Here is a 22,629-nt window from a genome sequence, read left to right as displayed (position 1 = left end):
TTAAGAAGGGATGCCTGCTGTAAGAGTTCGTAAAGCGTTTAGGAGAGAACCCATTATTATCATAGAGAAGTTAGTTTCTAATAAGCTGGATTATAAGGCTATGTTGCCAGATTATGAAGCAGCAAGCGCGCGCTCCCTAAGGAAACTTAGGGTCAATACTAAGAGCATCATTATGAATAACGCAATAAGTAGTAATTCTGAACTGAACCATTTAATTCCGCCAGAAATTAAAAATGATGAATTTTATAGAGCTATTTATAGAATTGCTAGACAAGAAGATGTTAAAAGTGTTTTAGAGATTGGCTCATCTTCAGGGGAAGGAAGTACTGAAGCATTTGTTATGAGTCTAAGAGAAACCCCTAACCAAGCAACTTTATTTTGTATAGAAATTTCCAAAGATAGATTCACTGAGTTGCACAATAGGTACACAAATGACTTTTTTGTAAAATGCTATAATTTTTCCTCTGTTTCACTAGAAAGTTTTCCTAATAAGCAAGAAGTTATAGATTTTTACAACTGTAATAGAACTAATTTAAATCTATATCCCTTAGAAAGAGTTCTTAGTAGGTTAAATCAAGATGTTGAATATCTAAATAATTCTGGAGTCGATGATGCTCGTATTCAATGGAGCAAGCAAGAAAATAACATAGATTATTTTGACTTAGTGTTAATAGATGGCGCAGAATTTACCGGTACTGCAGAATTAAATGAGATATATGGAGCAAAGTATATTTGTTTAGATTATATCAATTGAAAATTATACGAATCATTATAATCTTCTAGAACATCCTAATTATATCCTCATTTCTCAAAATACATCTATTACAAATGGATATTCTATTTTCAATTTCACAAAAAAGGATAACGTTGAACACTATTTTTCTGTATCCGATCAATTACTAGTTACCAAACTTGTTAAAGAAGGAATGCTAGTTTTTAATATTGGTGCTAATATTAGGTGACTTTTCGATACTTTTAAGTAAATTGGTGGGTTCTTCTGGGAAAGTTTATTCTTTTGAACCAACATCAAGTACGTTTAAAAAGTTCCAAGACAGAATACCTAGTCTCAAAATTAATAACAACATGTAATTTATTACGAAAATAAGCTAATATAATTTTAGAATTTAATGAATTTACGGAGAATTTTTCGGCATTGAACAGTATTGGTAGACCACAAATGTTAGTTCCACAAGGCTCAGGTCAACTGATTGTCAAAATAGAGATTATTGCAGCAATTAAATTAGATTCATTTTGCTCAGAAAATAATATTGAATATATGGATTATTTAAAAATTGATGTTGAAGGTGCTAAAACTGATGTATTGTATGGAGCAGAAAAATTACTACAAAATAAATCTATAAGATATATACTATTTCAAATAGTACAAAAAATCTTAGAGGGATTAAATCATAATGCCAAATTCACGTTTGATATTTTGATGAAAAATGGTTATGAATGTCATCCTATAACTAAAGAAGGAGATATTGGACAACAAGTATGCGATTCCAATTGTTTTTATGAAAATTACATTGCATTTCCTATGGTACCAATCAATTTCTTCACCATTGTTCTAAATTGGCAACTATTTATTCAATACCATATTGAAATATTCAAACAAATCCCTTTTAAATGGCATTGGCATATTGTAGCTGATTTAAATCATGATACTAGTTGGAGTGTGGAACTGGGAGTAAAAGTCAATCATGAAATTCATAAGAATGGTCTTAGCTACGACGGAATACCTAGATGCATTAGAACGACTATATCCAGATAACATCACAATTTACCGTAAACCGGAAGGCCTGTTTTGGGATGATAAAAAAGAAATGGTAAATGAACCACTTGCGAATATTCAGAAGGAATGTTTATTATGGCAGGCTGATGTAGATGAACTATGGACATTAGAGCAGCTTTGTATAGCTAGCGAAATGTTCATTAATAGCCCTGAAAAAACTGCGGCTTTTTATTGGTGCTGGTATTTTTTTGAAGAAAAACTTATTATTAGTACCCGCAACTGTTATGCACAAAATCCTCAGCAAGAATGGTTAAGGACTTGGAGATTTAAACCAGGTGCTTTTTGGGCTGCACATGACCCTCCTATATTAGTAGAACCATTGTCAAATGGTGGACATAGAAATATTACAGATATAAATTCTTTCTTACATGATGAAACTGAAAAGAAGGGTTTAGTGTTTCAACACTTTGCTTATGTAACACCAGAGCAATTGAAATTTAAAGAGCAGTACTATGGCTATAGTAATGCCGTATCTCAGTGGCAAGATTTACAATCAAACAGTAAATTTCCCGCACTATTGCGAGATTACTTTGGTTGGGTAAGAGACGAAACAAGGGTAGATACTGTAGAATCTTGCGGTGTAGTACCAATAGCACAAAGAGAAATTATTAGCAATCATTGGCCCTTGTTACAACCAAATGAAGTACAACGCAAACTAGCGCATATTCAACAACAGACACCGATGATTATTGTGGATGCTGTATTTTTCCAACTCTATCAAACAGGAATTGCTAGAGTTTGGCGAAGTATGCTAGCACAATGGGCAAACACGGACTTTGCTAATCATATCTTAGTATTAGATAGAGCTAATACTGCACCCAAAATTAATGGTATTCGTTATCGCACTATTCCCCTCTACGACTATAACAATACCGAAGCTGATAAACAGATGCTTGAACAAATCTGTAATGAAGAACAAGCCGAATTATTTATTTCTACCTACTACACTACCCCTATTGACACCCCTTCAGTATTTATGGCTTATGACATGATTCCCGAAGTATTAGGGGGAAAATTAAATGACCCCATGTGGCGTGAAAAACACAACGGAATTAAACACGCCTCTTCTTATATTTCTATTTCCGAAAATACAGCTAAAGACTTAAGTAAATGTTTCTCTGATATACCCTTAGAATCCATTACGGTGGCTCATTGTGGCATAGATTCTCTATTTTCTCTAGCTTCTGAAGATGAAGTTAAAGCTTTTAAATATAAATATGGAATTAATAAACCCTACTTTCTATTAGTTGGTACTGGAACTGGTTACAAGAATGGTATTTTATTCTTCCAAGCTTTCTCACAAATAGCCAGCAGTTACGGATTTGATATTATTTGTACTGGTATTGGCGGAGTGTTAGTGCCAGAATTAAGAGCATATACATCAGGTAGTGCTGTATATCTTTTACAACTTAGTGATAAAGAACTAGCCATAGCTTACTCTGGTGCAGTAGCACTAGTTTATCCTTCTAAGTACGAAGGCTTTGGAATGCCTTTATTAGAAGCGATGGCCTGTGGTTGTCCTGTAATTACTTGTCCTAATGCTTCAATACCAGAAGTTACAGGAGAAGCAGCTATTTATGTTAATGATAGTGATGTGGAAGCAATGGCTAATGCTCTTTGTGAAATACAAAAACCTAGTGTTCGTCAGTCATTAATTACCGCAGGTCTAGCACAGGCTAAAAAGTTCTCTTGGAAAAATATGGCTGAAACTGTTAGCAAGGTCTTAATTGATGTAACTTTATTATCTTTAAATATCAAGGAAACTAATTTCATTATATTCCCTGATTGGTCACAACCAGAAAATCATTTAAGTTTGGAGTTGGCAGAAATTATCAAAGCATTAGCTAGTCATCCTGAGAGTTCCAATACCACCCTACTAATTAGCATAAGTAGCATTGATGCTGAAGAAGCAGCAATGTTTTTATCTAGTATTACTATGAATTTACTGTTGGAAGAAGATTTAGACATTACTGAAGATTTAGAACTTGTTCCAGTAGGAAATTTAGCTCCAATTCAATGGAAAGCTTTATTGCCTCGTATTCATGCTAGAATTAGCTTACCTAATGAAGATAAACAAGCTTTAACACAGGCGCAATTTGTAAATCTAAAATCTTATGAATTACATAGACTGATTAATCAAGCATATACTGCGATTTAAACAAAAATGACAAAATTAAAGTTTTTAGTGAGCGGGTTAACCATAAATTCTAGCAATTGACCTTATTTAAAATAACAACACAAAGAATTTCAAAAGTGGAAGCAACCAAGTTTATTAACCACACAGAACAATATATATTCGAATCATGAGCTATAACTCCAGGGAATATTAATATTCTGATTGTCCCTGATTGGTCACAACCAGAATATCTACTGATTACAGAATTAGAACAAGCCATTAAAGCGGTAGTAACTCATCCTGATAGTCACCAGATAACATTGCTCATAGATACCAATGGTATTGATGTCCAAGAAGCCAATTTATTATTATTTGCCCTGGCTATGAATTTACTCCTAGCAGAAAATTTTGATATAACTCCTGAATGCGAAATTTCTCTAGTGGAAGATACAAGTGAACTTGAAAGAGAGAATTTAAAAGATTTTATTCATATAAAAATTATTATACGGCCTCAAAATCTCCAAAGATTAGCACTATTTCACATAAAGAAAATTCCAGCTTATGATATCAAAAATTTCATTAATATCCCACTAAGTCAGTTAATTTTGCATTTGGGTAATAGATTATTTGAAGAACGCAAATGGCAAGTAGCTAGTGAACAATACACAAAACATATACAAATTAACTCAGGAAATCCCGAAACTTATTGGCGGTTAAGCCAATGTTATAGAAATTTAAACTTGTCAGATAAATATTTTAGCACCCTCAAAGAAGGAATTCAAATGCAGCCAAGTGACCCAAGGTTAAATTTTCCCTTAATTATAGACTTGCGGATTAGTGGGCGCAATCAGGAAGCAATTATCAGTGTAGAAAATGCTTGTCAACTCTTACCGGATGATTACACTTTTCAAAAACTTAAATATTTAACAGTTCCTACCATCTATGATGATCAAGAAGAAATGACATTTTATCGCCATCGTTACACAGAAGGATTACACAAGTTAATTCAACAAACATCTTTAAAAACTCCTGAAGAACAAAGCAATGCTTTAGCTGGTATAGGTAGATGAACTAATTTTTATCTTTCCTATCAAGCAAAAAATGATGTAGATCTACAACGCCAATATGGCCAGTTAGTTCATGAAATCATGGCAGCTAACTTTCCAAAATGGGTTGTACCTTTATCTATGCCAAAACTTCAGCAACAAGAAAGAATTCGTATTGGTTATGCTTCTCATTATCTACATTTTTATAGTGGTACACTTTGGTTAACTGGTTGGCTGCGCTACTGTGATCATCAAAACTTCGAAATCTACTGTTACTATACAGGTAATCAGCCAGATCTAATTACTCAACAATTTAAAGACTATAGCGACTTTTTCTATAAAATTCCTGATAACTTACCCGCAGTTTGTAAGCAAATACTTGCTGATAAACTACATATTTTAGTTTATCCCGAAATGGGTATGGATCCGCCAACTATGCAAATGGCAGGTTTGCGACTTGCACCAATACAATGTGTTCCTTGGGGACATCCAGTAACTACTGGTTTACCAAGTATTGATTATTTTTTATCCAGTGAGTTAATGGAAGGGGAAAATCCCCAAGAGCATTACTCAGAAAAACTCATTCTTTTACCTAATATTGGTGTTACTTACCCTAAACCCTACATTCCCCCAATTGTTAAATCTCGCTCAGATTATAGTTTAAGTGACAATGATGTTATTTATTTATGTTGTCAAGCACCTTTTCAATATTTACCACAATACGATTTTATTTTGGCAGAAATTGCTCATCGTATTCCTCAAGCGAGATTTGTATTTCTACGTGGTACTGTATTAAAGTCACGGTTACACAACTTATTTTTGCTGCTGCGGGACTTGATAGCGAAGATTATTGTGTTCATCTAACTATTCCAGAACGGTTAGATTATCTAATGATTAACCTATTATCAGATGTTTATCTAGATACATTTACTTGGTCTGGTGGTAATACCAGCTTAGAAGTGATCGGTTGTAATCTTCCTATAGTCACTTGCCCAGGGGAATTTATGCGAGGTCGTCATACTGACAGTTTCTTGAAACTATTAGGAATGACGGATACTATCGCTAAAAATGAACAGGATTATATTGAAGTTGCTATTAAATTAGGCTTCGATCCAGATTGGAGAAAAAGTATTGCAGAAAGGATGAGTCAAAATCATCATCGTCTTTTTGATGATAAAAACTGTGTCACAGCATTAGAGGCATTTTATCAAGAGGTTTTGAAAACAAGTTTATCACTAAGCTCTTAGTAGTTATCTAGGTAGTATATATCTAAATTTCTATTTCCAAACTAGTAGTTTTTCTGCTGAAAATTTGACTATAACTTCTTGATTTTCCGCATCTAATATAATTCTACCATGCAAATGTGGTAAGAGACTTTTCCAATGTTTTTCATTGATGTCTAGCATTAGTGAAATTTCCAGATTTTCGGTAATATCAATCTCATCTTCCATCATTAAATTAACTGCTATACTGGATAACAGTAAATCAGCAGTTTCCCCTTCAGTATCATCAAGAACATATATCAGTAAAGTAGTTTTATAAGAATTAATATCGCTCACTCGTTTTTTAATTACTTCAACTAGTTGAATATATAAATCACCTTCTGATTGACTCCAATCAGGGAATATGATTAGATTAATTTCTCGCAAGTTTAAAAACTTTAGAGTTTCATCAATGAAAACATTACTCACTTCTTCAGCCATTTTTGACCAGGAAAACTTCTCAGCTTGTGCTAATCCTGCTTGAATGAGAGTTTGTCTTATTTGTTCATGTTGAATAGTTATTAAAGCTCTTTTCATGATTTCAATATCATCATCAATATAAAGCGCGGCTTTACCAAGCACCTCAGGAATAGCAGAACTGGGGTAAGTAATTACTGGACAACCACAAGCTATAGCTTCTAACACAGCTAGACCGAATCCTTCATACAAAGACGGGTAAACAAGTGTGATCGCACCTGAATAAGCCATACTTAATTCCTGATCAGTAAGTTGCAATTTTAAAATTTGTGTTTGAGTAATATATTCTTTAAATTGTTCTTCTATTCCCCAACCACCACCAACACAAACAATAGAGAAATCTTCTTGATTTGGTAACTGAGCAAACGACTTAAAAAATAAGAGAGCATTCTTATAACCAGTTCTTACTCCCACTAAAAGAAAATAGGGTTTAGTAATACCATAAGATTGTTTAAATTGATTAATTTCGGTTAAACTAGCTGGACGAAATACTTGATGATCTACACCATTATAAATGACCTTAACTAAAACATGATCAATTTCTGGAAAGAAGTGGGAAAAATCTTTAGCTGTATTTTGAGAAACTGCTATATATGCAGAGGCAGATCTAATACATTCATGTTTCTGCTTCCATTGAGGTTCATCCAAACCCTCAATTTCAGGAATCATATCATGAAGCATTAAAACACTGGGAGTATTAATAGGTCTTGTATAGTAGGTAGAAACAAATAAATCAGCATTTTCCTCATCACAAATTTCTTGTAACATTTGCATATCAGTTTGAGCATTTTCATAACTATAACCAGGAATTAACCTATACTTTAATCCTGGTAATCTTGGCATTGTCCCTAATGGATGAAAAACAGCATCTGGAGGAAAATTAAATGCACTTCCTTGACGATCTAAAACAATTATGTTTTCAGCATATCCGCTTTTAATCCATGCCTTGAGTAATTCCATCCATACTCTAGCTACCCCCAAAATATGAAGTTGGAAAAACACTCCATCTACAATGATTTTTAAATTAGGTTTACCAATTGTCATAAAGTTAATCAAATTAATAACTAACTATCAATATACCTTTGCCACATCTGCTCATAAGCTGTTTCCATATCACGGGTAAACTGCTTGGCATTCCATAGCGGTGCTGTATGTCTCGACTGACGCAACTGCCAAGAAATTTGTTGTCGTAATTTCTCATCCTTACCCAAACGCACACCCCACTCTACATACTCATCTTCAGTCCAAGCAATACCTTCTGTAATAGCAGCATTAATCATCATCCCATAGCTATTACGTGCAGAAAATTGTTCCCCAACTCTTGTTACCAAAGGAACACCCATCCAAAGGGTTTCTAATGTTGTCGTTGCTCCATTATAGGGATAAGTATCTAAAACCACATCAGCAATTTGCAAATTAGCTCGATGGACAGCTTCACTACGAGCATAAGGCAAAAATTTTATCCGATTAAAATCTACACCTTCTTCCTGTGCAATCTCTTCAAAAAATACCTTACTTGCTTCTGGGTCAGCATCCCCTTTAATCAGCAAATAACTATTAGGTACCTCTTTGATAATTTTCATCTGTAAACGTAAATGGGGGCGATGCCTTTTATATCCCTTTTGAGTCATGAAATAAATAATGGCATCTCTAGGAATATTTAAATCTTCCCGTCGTAAATCAGGTACATCTATCTCAAATCCATCAACCGCTATATATGTTTGTGGTAATCTCCAAATAGTTTCACTATAATAATCCTGTGCTGACTCTGGTAAAACATAAGGATCAGCAATAAAATAATCAATTGATGGTAAACCGGAACTATCCCAACCCAGCCAAGTTGCCTGTATGGGAGCAGATTTGATTGATAATAATTCACAGACTTGATCTAAAGTTAAACTATCTAAATCAACTAAGATATCAATTTCATCTTCTTGAATTTGATTCGAAAGATTATAAGTTTGACGAAGTCCAAATTTATAAAATTTATAAGATTTATCAACAAAATACCTCTGGGTAAAACTGTCTATTCCTTCAGAGTCATCATAAGAGTAACAATGTATTTTAAATTTTTCTTGGTTATGATATTTAAAAATCCATCTGCATAACCAAGAAACAGAATGTCGCTTAAAACAATGGGAAATATAACCAACCTTCAAAGTTTCTTTATTTAGGGTGAAATTCTGTCGCCGTAAATGAAAGTTTTTATAATTTTGTTCTACTATCTCTGTATGTTGCTTAATAAAATGAGATTGGCAAAAACTAGATATCTGATGTTGAAGTATGTGGTTTCTTTCAGGTTTATCCTCAAAATAGGGAAGAAAAGACAACGCATTCGATAACCTGGTAATATCTATTATGTGAGCAACATCAGGTTGGTTTTTTACTAACTGTTCAGTTAATAAAATCTGCTCTTGCAAATGATCATAAGCTTCTTTCCAGTAACTACCAGAAGTCATGAATCCTCTGAGAACAATATGGTTAGCACAAATTTTTTCTGCTACAGAATCTCCTAGTTCATAACATAGTTTGGCACTTTCTATACCTTTATCATATTGTTGGTTGTCTTGGTAAAAATATGATATCAGTGTTAAAATCTCTCTATGTTGAAGATGGTAATTTTTGGGAACTCTCCCCAAACAAAGTTCTGCAAATTTTGCTGCTAAATCGGGTCTTCTATAAAAAGCTGATAATTTGATGCATTGGGTCATTACAGTTTCAATAATAATCATCACAGAACTATCTGAATAGCTGTGTAAGCAAACTTTAATAAAATCAAAAACTGAATTAATTGCTGCTTTCCGTTTACTTGTATAAACTAAGATTGTTTTTATAACATCTACCAATAAATTGGTATCACATTTATCTGTGCTAATACATAAAGAATGACGGACTGATTCTAATAACTCTGCAATATCATGATTGAATGTTTCTGAACTAATGACAATGGAAACAAGATGCAGTAAGTTATTAATATCTTCAGATACAATTTCTTTGATATGCTGACGGATTGCCCAAGCAACATGATAATCTTCAATTGTGATGCGACGCTTGGCTTCTTTATCTAAAATTTCTAATAGTTCTTGCGTATCAAAATCTATTTCTTCTGATTCTGATAAGGCAGTAAACCAAGTAATTTGTGCTTCGGTTTCCTGATTCTGTAATAATAAAAGTAATCCTAAATACCAATAATAACTCTTAATATTAGTTTCTCTTTCTATTGCTTCTTCGTAAAGTTTTACACCTGCATTGTAATTTTCATCTATAAGATATTTTTGTGCTTGTTCTTGCCAATTATCTGGAATCATAAGATAAGACAAACCTATTATATTATTATTTCGTAATAAAAAATATAAACCCTCTATGTCAAACTATCTCAAAGTCAAACATGGAGGGTTAAGCATGATTTCGATTTCTTACCCTTGATTTAGTTAGTAAGAATAACAATTTATTAATTACTTAATTAGTTTACCGCTGTTAGTACAAGTTGTGCCAGTTGTACCAACGGCTACACTACCATTAGCTTCCACGTCCTTGGTTTCACAGAGGTACGCTACGCTCGTTAACTCAGAGTTAGCACCGATTGATTTCAAATAAACATTACCACCGTAGTTTTTCAGTCCACTTCCTGTGGTTGTTACAACTGAATAGTTAACAGCATAAGCCTCTGTACCAGCTCCAGTACCAACGTTAGCATAGAATATATAATTAGCTGTCTGAGTGGAAATACCAATGCCCATAGCATCAATACTGCTAGTAAAGGAATCGTTTTCTGTCATGTATGCTTGCTGACCTCTGTTCATAGAACCAACGTAGGTCTTAGATTCAGACTGTTTAGCTTTCTTCGCTTGGTTTAAGAAGGAGGGTAACGCAATAGCGGACAGAATACCGATGATGATGATTACAACTAACAATTCAATCAGGGTGAAACCTTGATCATCTTTCTTTTTACCGAGGAGGTATTGTAAGAATTTTACCTTCAGTTCGGTTTTCATAGTAGTTTTTCTTGGGTTAATGTGTTGTTTGTTTCTTTACGAAAATAACTTACCCACTTCTGAGCAGTTTCATATCACCCCATGGAAAAAATTTTCTCTTTGCCTTGGTGTATAAGGATCAAAGCCTTGCTATTACTAGATTTTAGTAAATCCTGGTTTATGTACAGCAGATTGGATATTTATAAAATACAGTAGAGACGTTGCATGCAACGTCTCTACTACAAGGGTTAAGATTTTATTTGTTTACCTGATTTAGCTCATATCTGCTGTATCTTCTCATCTCTCAGTAGGTGGGCGGAAAAATTTATAACTATGTCATGGCGAATACAGCCAAGGGGAATCAACCAATCCCAAGGGTTTCCAGTAATTTACATTTTGTTACATAGTTATGTTCATCTTTGTTACATAGTTATGTTTATTTGTGTCTACCTACTTAGAGATGAGAAGATAGCTTTTCCAAAATCATGCAGTCAAAATCTTCTAGCGTTAATAGCGTCGCTTTCACTAGTTCAAATACTTGAGTGGTTGATATAGGTTCTCCAGTTAGCCTATCAATAGGTCTAACTTGTTGCCAATACTCCACTAAGTCCATCATTAAGTATGGTTTCTCAAATAGAGGAAGTAAGCACAGAGCCATAGCACTATCTATATAGATACTTTCCTTGTCCAAGGTGACTTTTTAAACATGGGAAAACCCTTATTCTTGCTTAAGTATTTATTACTAGAGTTGTTAAAACTTAAGTTATTAAATTGTGGATGTAAATACATTTTAGTAGTTTCCCACTTAGAATTATGCCACTCAGAAACAGGTACGAAATTGCGTTTTGCTTGGGGGTATCCACACCAAAAATCCAGTAGTCTGTGCATGGGATGTACTAATTCAAATAACTATAGCTGTTATTCAAAAGGAATTTCTGGTAAACCCATGGACAGAAAAGGAGGTAAATTATCAGGTTCTTTAAATAAGCTGATTAAATCCCATTGTCGCCAATTCACCATACTAATAAATTCTAACTCTGCTGCTCGTAAAGCGGAAAACATATTACTGACAGTATAGCCTTGATCTCCTTGAAATAAATAGTTCATCAAAAACGGACTTCGCTTTATTTCATGGGTCTGATACTCGTTTTCCTGGCGAGTTAGAATCTGTTCTGGGGTTAAGTTACTCTGGTGTACTCAGTTGTGATGACTTTACTGCCTATAACGGTTATCCGGTCACAGCTCAACAGAAATGTCAGGCACATCTACCCCGTCACTTCAAGACACTAACCAAGATTCCTGGCTTCAATCACCAAGAAGTTGGCACAAAATTCATCGACCTCATAGATGAAGGTTTTAAAAACTACCCCTTATTCCAACAAACCCAAAACCTTCATGAACTCTTGACTTGGCCATCCTAGTTTCAACCAAAAGTTGAATCTTCCATTCATTCATTGATCAAGCCCCAGGGGAACCTGGTAAACTTTTACCTTCCTTAGGCAATAGACCTTGATCATAATTTAGCTGAACCAAGATTAGGTTTAGCACTGACATAACGAAAAGTCTGTGGTGATTCTCTTTCTCTGGAGCTATTCCAACATCCTGCCAATTTATTGACGGTTATACAAACTTGTCGTCCTCAAGCACTTTCTCTAACTAAGTTTTCTGACCAACCTATGAAAGCCATGGTTCACTATGCTTTCCATAGACCTTCTTTAATCCCTCTACCTTAGACCTGAATCCTTACGCTTCTGCTAATACCAAAGATTTGTAACCTGTTCCACACCCAGCGTCTAATATGACTTTGTCTTTGTTATCTACAACTTTTTGATTCCGCAAATAATATCCAGTTACTAAATTATGAAAATATAGTAAACTAGCATAATTTTGGGATTTTTACCAAGTGGTGTGTTTGGGTAGGGTGCGCTATCAAATTGTTGGCTAATTTTATCCCATAAACAAATCAGAGTTGGAATCATTCATGATAATTAATGTTACTCCTAAGAGGTTGGATGCTTAAAACCAATAAATTAGATTACATAACATTACTTAACTTGGCAACAGTAACCAACCAGTAGGACCAGCACGTGATGAAACTGTCTGAGTAGTACCTATACCAGCAGTAGAAATTTAACATGAAAAAATAGTTAGAGTCACTGATTCAGTAGTACCTGCTGGTGTCATAAATGAATTTAAATAGGTAACTCCTGCATAAGAATTTAAACTGACTTCCCTGGAAACACTGTTGTTTGTAGCTACTGTATTATTTCAAGTGATTATTTAAAGTGATTATATATTGGTAATTCTCCGTTTTTTGTTGAATACCAACTCCTAATTCGTCAATAGAAGTAGTAAACGCACTATTTTCTAGGTAATAAGCTTGTTGAGCGCGGTTCATTGAGCCAGTATATAGTTTAGCCTCAGTCTGCTTAATTTTATTAGCTCTACTCAACAAAGAAGGTAGGGCGCTCGCAGACAGTATACCAATCATTACTGTAACTATAATTAATTCTGTCAGTATAAACCCTGGATTTCTTGCTTTTGTGCGATAAAATGCCGTAACAATCCCGCTCGATAATTGGTGTTCATGGTGTTTTTAGAGGTTAACTTATTTTCTTTAGGGGTTAACTTAGCAGATATTCTTAGCAGATATTTAAAGATGCGCTTTGACATAAATGTCAAAAATATCCAGAAATATACCCTGAACTCAGTATTCCCAATAGCTCTCAAATTTCTATCACCAAGGAGCATCGTAAATTCGCTTTCTTTTGCGAGTCATGTATAAACTTACTATGGAAAGTCCTTATACAGAAGAAAATAACGGCTTTTTGCTTTTATGGAAATGCTCCTATCACCAAACTTCAGTTATGCTATATTAAATAGTACGTAGTGGTTATGAGTTTGTAAAAAAAATGACTAACTCCACAGCAGAAAACTTAGTAATTATCGGTTCTGGACCCGCAGGGTATACAGCAGCTATCTATGGGGGACGTGCTAATTTAAAGCCTGTCGTTTTTGAAGGATTCCAAGCAGGAGGTTTACCTGGTGGACAACTCATGACAACGACGGAAGTTGAGAACTTTCCAGGTTTTCCCCAGGGTATAACGGGACCAGAACTGATGGATAATATGAAGGCACAGGCAGAACGCTGGGGGGCTGAGTTATATACTGAAGATGTGATATCAGTGGATTTAAGTCAACGTCCATTTACTATCCGTTCCCAAGAAAGGGAAGTGAAGGCACATAGTTTAATTATCGCTACTGGTGCAACAGCGAAACGTTTAGGTTTACCTAGTGAAAATGAATTTTGGAGTCGGGGAATTTCCGCTTGTGCGATTTGTGATGGTGCTACTCCAATTTTTCGCGGTGTGGAGTTAGCAGTTATTGGTGCGGGGGACTCGGCCGCTGAGGAAGCTATTTATTTAACGAAATATGGTTCTCAGGTACATTTGTTGGTGCGTTCTGAGAAAATGCGGGCTTCCAAAGCGATGCAAGATAGAGTTTTTAGTAACCCGAAAATAAAGGTACATTGGCATACAGAAGCAGTCGATGTGGTTGGTAAAGGTAATATGACGGGTGTGCAGGTCCGTAATAATCAAACTGGGGAAGAAAGCACAATTAATGCCAAAGGTTTATTTTACGCTGTTGGCCATACGCCCAATACAGGATTGCTTCAGGGACAATTAGAATTGGATGAGGTGGCGTACATTATCACTAAACACGGTGGCGTAGAAACCAGTATAGATGGTGTATTTGCGGCAGGTGATGTGCAGGATCATGAGTTTCGGCAAGCTATTACTGCTGCGGGTACTGGTTGTATGGCGGCCATGTTGGCGGAAAGATGGTTATCATCAAGGAATTTAATTCATGAGTTTCATCATCAGTCAGAAACCGCTGCTAATGAATTAGCAGCACAACCAGCAGCAGAGAAAACAGAAACAGAGTTTAATTTGCAAGCGACACGCCATGAAGGTGGTTATGCTTTAAGAAAATTATTCCATGAGAGCGATCGCTTGATCTTAGTTAAATATGTCTCTCCTGGTTGTGGTCCCTGTCATACCTTGAAACCAATATTAAATAAAGTAGTGGATGAATTCGATGGTAAAATCTACCTTGTCGAAATAGACATTGACAAAGATAGAGACATTGCCGAAAATGCTGGAGTGATTGGAACACCTACGGTACAGTTCTTTAAAGATAAGGAACTAGTCAAGGAAGTTAGAGGTGTAAAGCAGAAAAGTGAATATCGGCAGTTAATTGAAAGTAATCTGTAGGATTGGGGACTGGGGACTAGGGACTGGGGAAATTTCACTAAAGTAAATTATGATTCAAGCTTTACCTGAAACTAAATTAGTCTCTTTTAAAGAGTTTGTAGAGTGGTATGGAAATACAGGAAAACGTTCCCAGAGTTAAACTTAACTGCTAAGCAAATCTTTCAAGCAGGTTTTTAGCAGTATTGAATATTGATTTTTACTCAATGTGAAATAAAATAATTATAAATAAATTTCTATCAAAAACTATTTTGAATTTTGAATTCTTTAACCCCACTCTCCAATCTTCCATGACCAATAATTTCTTGATGGTACAAGCCACCAGATTTATCCGTCGAATCAATCCAAAATCCAAAATCTAAAATCGGATGACCATTACAACACGTCAACTACCAAGTTTCCTCAAATTTACTAAAAATCCTACCCTATCTCAGGGTTTGATGCTAATAGGGTTATGTATGACGCTATTTTTTATCTTTATAGCCTTTTTGGCACCTGTTTTTCAAAGTTGGGGATGGTTACAAAACCCCAAAGAATTTCTCTCTAACCCTATTCATAATGCACCTTCAGCTAAACATTGGTTTGGTACAAGTAGGTTGGGTTATGATGTCTTCTCGCGGACTATATTTAGCGCACAAGCTGCACTGCAAGTAGTTATCTTAGCTACTGCACTTAGTATGATAGTGGGTGTGCCTTTAGGGATGGTGAGTGGCTATTTGGGGGGAAGATTGGATAAAGTGCTGCTGTTTCTCATGGACAGTATTTATACTTTACCGGGATTACTGCTTTCCGTGACACTGGCTTTTGTGGTAGGTAGAGGAATTTTAAATGCTGCGATCGCAATCAGTATAGCCTACATCCCCCAATATTATCGCGTAGTTCGTAACGACACAGTCAGCGTCAAAACAGAAGTCTATATCGAAGCCGCACAAGCAATGGGTGCTTCTACCTGGATTGTACTTTCACGCTATCTATTTTTCAATGTCATTCAAAGCGTTCCCGTCCTCTTTACCCTCAACGCCGCAGATGCCATATTAGTTTTAGGCGGTTTAGGCTTTTTGGGTTTAGGACTGCCAGAAGACGTACCCGAATGGGGCTATGATTTAAAACAAGCTCTAGAAGCACTACCTACAGGCATTTGGTGGACTACCCTCTTTCCCGGTTTAGGGATGACAATTATGGTGGTAGGGTTATCACTACTTGGTGAAGGCTTGAATGAATTTGTCAATCCCCGTCTGAGAAGATAAAATAGGTGATTGGTGATTGGTGATTGGTGATTGGTGATTGGGAAAAATAACTTAATGACTAATGACTAATAACTAATGACAACTGACAAACTGAGAGACTCGTGTGAAAGATAACATTACTGTAATTGCAGCTGCGACAGGTGGATTCATGCTTTCTGTAGTTTTATCCGGTATTTTAAAAGGCGCAGCCGTGACAACTTGGGAACAAGCACGTATTAGTTCCTACCCTGTGGCTAATGTACGAATTATTAGCAATAACAAATAAACTAAAACTATCTATCACTAAAACCTAATATTTATAGTGTTTTCAGTGGCTAAAATTCCATCGAAAATACTGTGATTTATAATAATCTATTTCCGAAGTTTCTGAAAAAACTGCGGATTTATTTATATATTTCCTAATTCGATATTTTTATAAATATCATTGATATTAATTAAAATATCTTCATAAAAGTCTTGAGGATAAATAAGATGATGCAAATACTAACCAGGAAGAGTTTCACCGATTAAATAATAATAATCTAAACCAACTAAATTACTAATCCACCAATAGCAATGATAAACGTAATTGGGGGAAAATAACTCCATCACTTTAGTACCGGGTTGACAAAAAACTAAATTTGTTAACCCACTTCACTTCCATGAGAAGAAATAAAAATTTCAGCTTGAGAAAATAATACCGCTTGTTCTTCTACTGACATTAACTCTAAAATTACTGATTCAAAACCATAAAGCTGAAGGAAATTTAATATTTCCTCTTCATTTAAAAGTCTGCGACTTTTAGCTAATTTAAGAGTAATATAAATCCTTTTCTTAGAAGAAGTAATCTTTAGATATTGTGTATTTAAAAACTGTTGCTTTAAAAATTCGCAATTCCAAATAGGCATCCATGCTACACAACCAGGGAAAGAAGGAACAATTAACTCAGTAGCTTGTAAATGTTGAATTTAACTAATATTAATCTGTTTATCTTCTGGTATTTCTAGTTTCCTTAAAGTTTGTAGTGGAAATGGTAGTCGATTATCTAGCACAGAATAATCAATTTCCGAAAAAGAAAAATTATAATTTATTATTCTCAATAATTCCCATATTGCTAAAATATCCAACATCCAATGAAAATATATATGATTTGTTAATCCCGCTAAAACAGCTACTTTTCGCTCAACAAACTTAATCAACAAACTTAATAGGAGGTAATTTTTGAATTGATAAAATAGGATGTTGGTTAGGATGTTTATCAGGATGATGAAGAATTAATATAGGAAGATGTGGAGAAACATCAGCTAAAAAATATGATTCATCTGTCATAATCGCAGAAAGAGTTTCATCATAACTCAACCAAAATCTACCTTGGGGAATTTTGACTACATAAGAAGCTGGTAACTTAACTAAGTTACCAAATCTAAGCCTAAAGTGTATATCTTTATGGAGAGATTTAAGATAAGTTAATTTAACATCATTCTCTGGATAAGTCTGTACATAATTATCTCTACATAATCAATTATTTTCTGCCCATTCTCAGCTTGATCCATGAAAATGTCTGGGAGGAGATACAAGTTGAATTTCCGAGAAATCAAATCTTTGATTTAACTTTCCTGTTTGCACAATATTAGATAGTCACTCATCTATAAATGGCGTAACATAAGAGTTAATTTCCATAGCTTTTTGAAAAAAAAATAGCATCTTCAAACTGGTAATTATGTGCCAACATAAAACCTAAATAAGCTAAATTAAAGGAGGAATTAAATTTTAAGTTTAATTGCTTTGCTGCTTCGAAAAAATAATTACTTCATCAAAGTTACCAATTTTAAATAATGCAATCCTTAATCAATAATATGCTTCTGTTAAATCAGGATTAATACCGATAGATTTTCGTAAATAAACAATTGCTTGCTGATCATTTTCAAATTTCATCCAGTACTTACCAAGAGTAAAATAAACTTGTTCATGGTTGTAAATATCAATAATCCTGCCTAGAATAGCAACTGCTTCTGGGCATTTATTTTGGTTTAAAAATAAAGTGCTTAATTCCACAGATGTCAGTAAATTCTGTGGTTCATTTTCTAATATTCTTGGAAGTAAATTTAAATATATTTCAGGATAGATATTAAAAATGATTTTATGGAGAAATAAATATGACTCACTAGTTTCGTGTCAGATTTGAAAGATTTGATTTAAGGAATTGAACTCCATCATTAATAGTATTTTTTGAAGATGAAATTAATGCTTGAGAAATATTTATTAAGGCTTGGGATAATTCCGGTTTAACTTTAATAGCTTTTCGTAAATAATTAATACCTTGATCAAAATCGGCTTGCTGAAAAACAACAAAAGCTAAATCACTATAAGCAGGTGCATAATCAGATAATATTTGAATCGTATTGGAAAACTATCTTTAGATAATTACCACTGTTTATTGTAACAGTAAATCAACCCTAAGTGATAATAAGTTAAATAAGTTTTTTCTAAAGGAAAATCATTTTGAGAATTTCCGATTCCTAAATTCAAATGTCCTAATTTTTGCCATATATAAGCTTGGTGAAGATGTGCATCAACCCAATCTAATCTGGTTAGATTTGAAGAACCGTTTCCCAATAGGAAATTGCTACTTCTAAATTACCCTCTATTGCTATTGCATGACCCAAGTTATAATATCAGCTTGCTTGTCATCCCACTCTAAAATAGCCTTATAAATTTCCTGAGCTATGTCAGCTCTCTGCACAGATAAATATTCTTGAGCTCGATTTTTACGGAAATCAATAAATTCCGTTAATACTGCATCTTTATGTTCTAATTCTATCGTTGCACAACTTGATAGCCAAGTCATTTGACATTTTTCTTCATCTCCTTGCAAAAGCCAAGATAAACCCAAATACCAATATAAAGAAATGACATGAGGTTCTAAGTCAAGACATTATTCGTAAATACTAATAGCTGTGGCAAAATTCTCTTGTGATAAACACATATTTGCCTGATTGTTAAGTTGGTGAATATCCATAATAGTAAAATTGGATAATTTCTGTAAATTTGTGGTTTGATATAAAATCAAGAATTAGGAATTAATCTGTGCAGCAAGTAATCGGTATTGATTTAGGTGGAACAGCGATTAAGCTAGGACGGTTTACAAAAGATGGAAATTGTCTACAATCTATAACTGTGGATACTCCCCAACCTGCAACACCAGAGGCTGTATTATTTGCAATGGTGGATGCCATAGCTACGCTGACCAAAGGTAACGCTCAAATAGACCCAGATAATCAAACTATAGCTATAGGTGTAGGAACTCCTGGCCCTGCTGATGCTGCTGGTAGAGTTGCCAAAGTTCCTATAAATTTAGCAGGATGGCATGATATACCTTTAGCAGATTGGTTAGAAGCAAAGACCAGTAAACCTACTATCCTCGCTAATGATGCTAACTGTGCAGCTTTAGGAGAAGCTTGGTTAGGTGCTGGACGTAATTTTCAAAATTTGATTTTGTTGACTTTAGGAACTGGGGTTGGTGGTGCAATTATTCTTGATGGTAAATTATTTGTCGGTCATCAAGGTGCAGCTGGAGAATTAGGTTTAATTACCTTAAACCCCGATGGTCCAACGTGCAATAGTGGTAATCACGGTTCTTTAGAACAGCATACTTCTATTTCCGCTATTCGTCGTCGCACAGGCAAAGAACCAGCAGAATTAGGCAAACTTGCCCAAAATGGTAATCCTGAAGCATTGACTTTTTGGCAGAATTATGGTAAGGACTTAGGAATTGGTTTAACGAGTTTAATTTATGTTCTCACACCCCAAGCAGTAATTATTGGTGGTGGTATCAGTGCGAGTTTTGAATTTTTCTTTCCAGCAATGCAAGCAGAAATTGAAAAGCGGGTTTTACCAACATCGCGTGTACGGTTACAAATATTACCAGCAGAACTGGGTAACTCAGCCGGAATGGTAGGTGCTGCTAAGTTAGCATTGGGAATAGGTGACAGGTGACAGGGAGAAAATAACAACTGACAAATCACGAATTATCAAGATAAACTCCTGTGTATTTTTCCAGGTAGTGTATGACCTTTTGATAGGATTCGGGATTGCTTATGGGGTTAATAATTATGGGAAAATTAAGATCAGGTAGCCAAAAAGTTAACTTGCCATTATGTTCATGACAGAAAGAATTAATGCAGTTGAGATTAATTATATATTCTTTTCTCTCGTATATTATTTTTACCCAATAGGCATGATTGATATCTAATCCTTGGGCGTACTCTACATAATCACAAATTTTCTGATAGTCTTCCCAATTACTCTGGGGGTTAATGACTATGGGTATGGAACTATTGGGCAACCAGAAGGTGACTCTAGCATTTTTTTCATAGCAAAAAGTGTTTACACAGTCAAGATTGATTACATATTCCTTCCTTTGGTCTTGTATTTTTACCCAATAAGCCACAAAATTGCCTCAACACTGACTAAATAATCATGTATTTTCTATAGCAATTTTACCCAAATTTTGATGTTTACCACAAATAGGAAATAGGGAATAGGGAATAGGGCATTGGGAAAATTACTTCCCCATCTCCCTCATCTCCCCTAGTTCCCACTACCCAAAATGATTAAGAAACTTGAACTGGTTTTGGTGCTGTGGGAGTGGGTTGAGTAAGAGGAATGGCTGCTTCCATGAATCCTTTAAATAAAGGATGGGGGTTGCTAGGACGAGATCGAAATTCTGGGTGAAATTGGCAAGCTATAAAGAATGGATGTTTGGGATATTCGACAATTTCCACTAAACGTCCATCGGGAGAAGTCCCACTCACAACATAACCAGAGTCTAACAAGGTATTGCGGTAGAGGTTGTTAAACTCATAGCGATGACGATGGCGTTCATAAATTACTTCTTGTTGATAAAGCTCAAATGCTCGTGTACCTGGTTGAATGCGACAAGGATAGAGTCCTAAGCGCATTGTTCCACCTAAATCAACTACATCTTGTTGTTCGGGCAAGAGGTTAATAACCGGATCATTGGTGTAGGGGTCAAATTCAGCACTGTTGGCATCAATTAAGCCTTCTACGTTTCTAGCCCATTCAATTACGGAACACTGCATTCCTAAGCATAAACCTAAGAAGGGAATTTGGCGATCACGTGCGTATTTAATTGCTGCAATTTTTCCATCTATACCCCGGCTACCAAAACCACCGGGAACAATGATACCATCAACACCTGCAAGATAGTTTTCTGCTGGTTCATTTTCTAAGGCTTCTGAGTTTACCCACCGCAAACGCAAATCGCTGTGAGTAGCAATAGCTGCATGACGTAAGGATTCGACTACAGATAGATAAGCATCACTTAAACGCACATATTTACCAACAATGGCAATTTCGACGCTGTATTTGGGACTATACATCCGTTCTACCATTATTTCCCACTGTGTTAAGTTGGGTTGGCCTTGTTCCATTTGCAGGAGGTCTAACGTTTGTTGTGCCAGTCCTTCCCGTTCTAAAATCAGGGGTACTTCATAGATACTACTGGCATCTTGGCAAGTGATGACGCATTCTACTGGGACATCGCAAAATTCTGATAATTTCTGTTTTAAGCCGACAGGGATTGTGCGATCGCACCGACAGACTAAAATATCTGGTTGAATCCCAATTGATCTCAATTCCTTAACAGAATGTTGTGTTGGCTTAGTTTTCATCTCTCCCGCTGAAGCAATCCAAGGCAAAAGTGTAACGTGCATATATAAGACATTTTGCCGTCCTACTTCTTTACGTAACTGGCGAATTGCTTCTAAAAAAGGCAGCGATTCAATATCACCTACAGTCCCACCAATTTCAGTAATTACGGTGGAAGGATTAGTTTCTTTAGCAACTCTAAGAATTCTGTCTTTAATTTCATTAGTAATATGGGGAATTACTTGTACAGTTCCACCATTATAGTCTCCTCGGCGTTCCTTATTAATTACTGACTGATAAATCAAGCCAGTAGTAACGCTGTTTAATCGAGACATAGAAGTATCTGTAAAACGTTCATAATGTCCCAAATCCAAATCTGTTTCTGCACCATCTTGGGTAACGAAAACCTCCCCATGTTGAAAGGGACTCATCGTACCTGGATCAACATTAATATAAGGATCGAGTTTGAGAATGGATACCGAATAATCCCGTGATTTGAGTAACCTCCCCAGACTAGCTGCTACAATGCCTTTACCAATACTGGAAACAACGCCTCCAGTTACAAAGATAAACTTAGTCATAGTATTTTCAATTTCTAGCAACTTCTAAAAATACATACCATCTCTTGAAGGATAAAACCTGCGTCCCAATACTGAATATGAAGGATGGAATGTAATCCCCGGATGAATAGGCGTGTTTTCATCAGATTTATTAACCAATAATTCCTTGATGGTACAAGTCCCCGATTTCTCCGTAGAATCAATCCAAAATCCAAAATCCTGTTAGAGGATG

At 35.3% G+C, this 22,629-nt stretch carries 24 protein-coding genes and 1 pseudogene; 11 read left to right on the top strand and 14 right to left on the bottom strand.

The window, feature by feature from the left end:
- The first annotated feature begins 10 nt into the window (after positions 1-10).
- The 6 genes from AAZO_RS44055 to AAZO_RS39255 all read left to right on the top strand — a co-directional run bounded on the left by AAZO_RS44055 (position 11) and on the right by AAZO_RS39255 (position 6,204).
- Entirely contained in the window at positions 11-754 is a 744-nt protein-coding gene (locus AAZO_RS44055) for a hypothetical protein (protein WP_041641470.1), read from the top strand.
- A gap of 399 nt (positions 755-1,153) precedes the next feature.
- Positions 1,154-1,774 carry an FkbM family methyltransferase gene (locus AAZO_RS44050; protein WP_420807030.1) on the top strand — a complete coding sequence of 207 codons (621 nt, stop codon included), beginning with the start codon at positions 1,154-1,156 and terminating at the stop codon, positions 1,772-1,774.
- Positions 1,704-3,953: a glycosyltransferase family 4 protein gene (locus AAZO_RS44045; protein WP_420807029.1), complete on the top strand. Its 2,250-nt coding sequence runs from the start codon at positions 1,704-1,706 to the stop codon at positions 3,951-3,953. Before AAZO_RS44050 ends, AAZO_RS44045 begins: the two co-directional genes overlap by 71 nt.
- Before the next feature lie 278 nt (positions 3,954-4,231).
- A complete protein-coding gene (locus AAZO_RS39265) occupies positions 4,232-4,981 on the top strand; it encodes a tetratricopeptide repeat protein (RefSeq protein WP_228371296.1) in 750 nt (249 codons plus the stop codon).
- A gap of 78 nt (positions 4,982-5,059) precedes the next feature.
- Positions 5,060-5,821 (top strand): O-linked N-acetylglucosamine transferase family protein, encoded by a 762-nt coding sequence (locus tag AAZO_RS39260; RefSeq protein ID WP_228371295.1) that lies wholly within the window; start codon positions 5,060-5,062, stop codon positions 5,819-5,821.
- A 26-nt stretch (positions 5,822-5,847) separates the two neighbouring features.
- Positions 5,848-6,204 (top strand): O-linked N-acetylglucosamine transferase family protein, encoded by a 357-nt coding sequence (locus tag AAZO_RS39255; protein WP_228371294.1) that lies wholly within the window; start codon positions 5,848-5,850, stop codon positions 6,202-6,204.
- 30 nt (positions 6,205-6,234) lie between these two features.
- Here AAZO_RS39255 and AAZO_RS19300 read toward each other — a convergent pair whose 3' ends face one another.
- The 5 genes from AAZO_RS19300 to AAZO_RS27315 form a co-directional block, all read right to left on the bottom strand.
- Positions 6,235-7,740 (bottom strand): glycosyltransferase family 4 protein, encoded by a 1,506-nt coding sequence (locus AAZO_RS19300; RefSeq protein WP_013192536.1) that lies wholly within the window; start codon positions 7,738-7,740, stop codon positions 6,235-6,237.
- 20 nt (positions 7,741-7,760) lie between these two features.
- Positions 7,761-10,004: an O-linked N-acetylglucosamine transferase, SPINDLY family protein gene (locus AAZO_RS19295; RefSeq protein WP_013192535.1), complete on the bottom strand. Its 2,244-nt coding sequence runs from the start codon at positions 10,002-10,004 to the stop codon at positions 7,761-7,763.
- A gap of 147 nt (positions 10,005-10,151) precedes the next feature.
- Entirely contained in the window at positions 10,152-10,691 is a 540-nt protein-coding gene (locus tag AAZO_RS19290; RefSeq protein WP_013192534.1) for a type IV pilin-like G/H family protein, read from the bottom strand.
- A gap of 433 nt (positions 10,692-11,124) precedes the next feature.
- Positions 11,125-11,328 (bottom strand): hypothetical protein, encoded by a 204-nt coding sequence (locus AAZO_RS35655; RefSeq protein ID WP_187289526.1) that lies wholly within the window; start codon positions 11,326-11,328, stop codon positions 11,125-11,127.
- A gap of 260 nt (positions 11,329-11,588) precedes the next feature.
- Positions 11,589-11,777 (bottom strand): hypothetical protein, encoded by a 189-nt coding sequence (locus AAZO_RS27315; RefSeq protein ID WP_049790828.1) that lies wholly within the window; start codon positions 11,775-11,777, stop codon positions 11,589-11,591.
- Here AAZO_RS27315 and AAZO_RS44040 point away from each other — a divergent pair.
- Entirely contained in the window at positions 11,765-12,091 is a 327-nt protein-coding gene (locus tag AAZO_RS44040; protein ID WP_144031411.1) for an IS66 family transposase, read from the top strand. The two genes, AAZO_RS27315 and AAZO_RS44040, sit on opposite strands and share 13 nt — an antisense overlap.
- A gap of 325 nt (positions 12,092-12,416) precedes the next feature.
- Here AAZO_RS44040 and AAZO_RS39250 read toward each other — a convergent pair.
- Both AAZO_RS39250 and AAZO_RS19280 read right to left on the bottom strand, forming a co-directional pair.
- Positions 12,417-12,649, bottom strand: a pseudogene (locus AAZO_RS39250) (class I SAM-dependent methyltransferase); the annotation flags it as partial.
- A gap of 284 nt (positions 12,650-12,933) precedes the next feature.
- Complete coding sequence (locus tag AAZO_RS19280; protein WP_013192533.1) at positions 12,934-13,161, bottom strand: type IV pilin-like G/H family protein; 228 nt, start codon at positions 13,159-13,161, stop codon at positions 12,934-12,936.
- Between the two features lie 421 nt (positions 13,162-13,582).
- Here AAZO_RS19280 and trxB point away from each other — a divergent pair, with 421 nt between their 5' ends.
- The 3 genes from trxB (at position 13,583) to AAZO_RS35650 (ending at position 16,453) form a co-directional block, all read left to right on the top strand.
- On the top strand, positions 13,583-14,944 hold the full coding sequence (trxB, locus tag AAZO_RS19275; RefSeq protein ID WP_013192531.1) for a thioredoxin-disulfide reductase: 1,362 nt from the start codon (positions 13,583-13,585) through the stop codon (positions 14,942-14,944).
- 365 nt (positions 14,945-15,309) lie between these two features.
- Positions 15,310-16,188, top strand: coding sequence for an ABC transporter permease (locus AAZO_RS19270; RefSeq protein ID WP_013192530.1), 879 nt, complete (start codon positions 15,310-15,312; stop codon positions 16,186-16,188).
- Between the two features lie 103 nt (positions 16,189-16,291).
- Positions 16,292-16,453 (top strand): hypothetical protein, encoded by a 162-nt coding sequence (locus AAZO_RS35650; RefSeq protein WP_013192529.1) that lies wholly within the window; start codon positions 16,292-16,294, stop codon positions 16,451-16,453.
- Between the two features lie 358 nt (positions 16,454-16,811).
- On the opposite strand, the gene AAZO_RS27305 is transcribed toward AAZO_RS35650, so the two are convergent.
- From AAZO_RS27305 to AAZO_RS19250, 5 genes are all read right to left on the bottom strand, one after another.
- Positions 16,812-17,135 (bottom strand): glycosyltransferase family 61 protein, encoded by a 324-nt coding sequence (locus AAZO_RS27305; RefSeq protein ID WP_187289668.1) that lies wholly within the window; start codon positions 17,133-17,135, stop codon positions 16,812-16,814.
- Positions 17,136-17,369 (bottom strand): glycosyltransferase family 61 protein, encoded by a 234-nt coding sequence (locus tag AAZO_RS27300; RefSeq protein WP_049790826.1) that lies wholly within the window; start codon positions 17,367-17,369, stop codon positions 17,136-17,138.
- Positions 17,359-17,496, bottom strand: a complete 138-nt coding sequence (locus AAZO_RS35645; RefSeq protein WP_187289524.1) for a hypothetical protein — start codon at positions 17,494-17,496, stop codon at positions 17,359-17,361. Before AAZO_RS35645 ends, AAZO_RS27300 begins: the two co-directional genes overlap by 11 nt.
- Positions 17,497-18,015: 519 nt before the next feature.
- Positions 18,016-18,222, bottom strand: coding sequence for a tetratricopeptide repeat protein (locus AAZO_RS19260; protein WP_041641467.1), 207 nt, complete (start codon positions 18,220-18,222; stop codon positions 18,016-18,018).
- A gap of 595 nt (positions 18,223-18,817) precedes the next feature.
- Positions 18,818-19,060 carry a hypothetical protein gene (locus AAZO_RS19250; protein WP_013192528.1) on the bottom strand — a complete coding sequence of 81 codons (243 nt, stop codon included), beginning with the start codon at positions 19,058-19,060 and terminating at the stop codon, positions 18,818-18,820.
- Positions 19,061-19,254: 194 nt separating this feature from the next.
- Here AAZO_RS19250 and AAZO_RS19245 point away from each other — a divergent pair, with 194 nt between their 5' ends.
- Positions 19,255-20,163 carry an ROK family protein gene (locus AAZO_RS19245; protein WP_013192527.1) on the top strand — a complete coding sequence of 303 codons (909 nt, stop codon included), beginning with the start codon at positions 19,255-19,257 and terminating at the stop codon, positions 20,161-20,163.
- 25 nt (positions 20,164-20,188) lie between these two features.
- On the opposite strand, the gene AAZO_RS19240 is transcribed toward AAZO_RS19245, so the two are convergent.
- Positions 20,189-20,617, bottom strand: a complete 429-nt coding sequence (locus AAZO_RS19240) for a hypothetical protein (protein ID WP_013192526.1) — start codon at positions 20,615-20,617, stop codon at positions 20,189-20,191.
- Positions 20,618-20,780: 163 nt separating this feature from the next.
- Complete coding sequence (locus tag AAZO_RS19235; protein ID WP_013192525.1) at positions 20,781-22,418, bottom strand: CTP synthase; 1,638 nt, start codon at positions 22,416-22,418, stop codon at positions 20,781-20,783.
- Positions 22,419-22,629 lie beyond the last annotated feature (211 nt).

This window comes from 'Nostoc azollae' 0708, from assembly GCF_000196515.1.
GTDB lineage: Bacteria > Cyanobacteriota > Cyanobacteriia > Cyanobacteriales > Nostocaceae > Trichormus_B > Trichormus_B azollae.
This window is presented reverse-complemented; position numbering and strand designations above follow the sequence as displayed.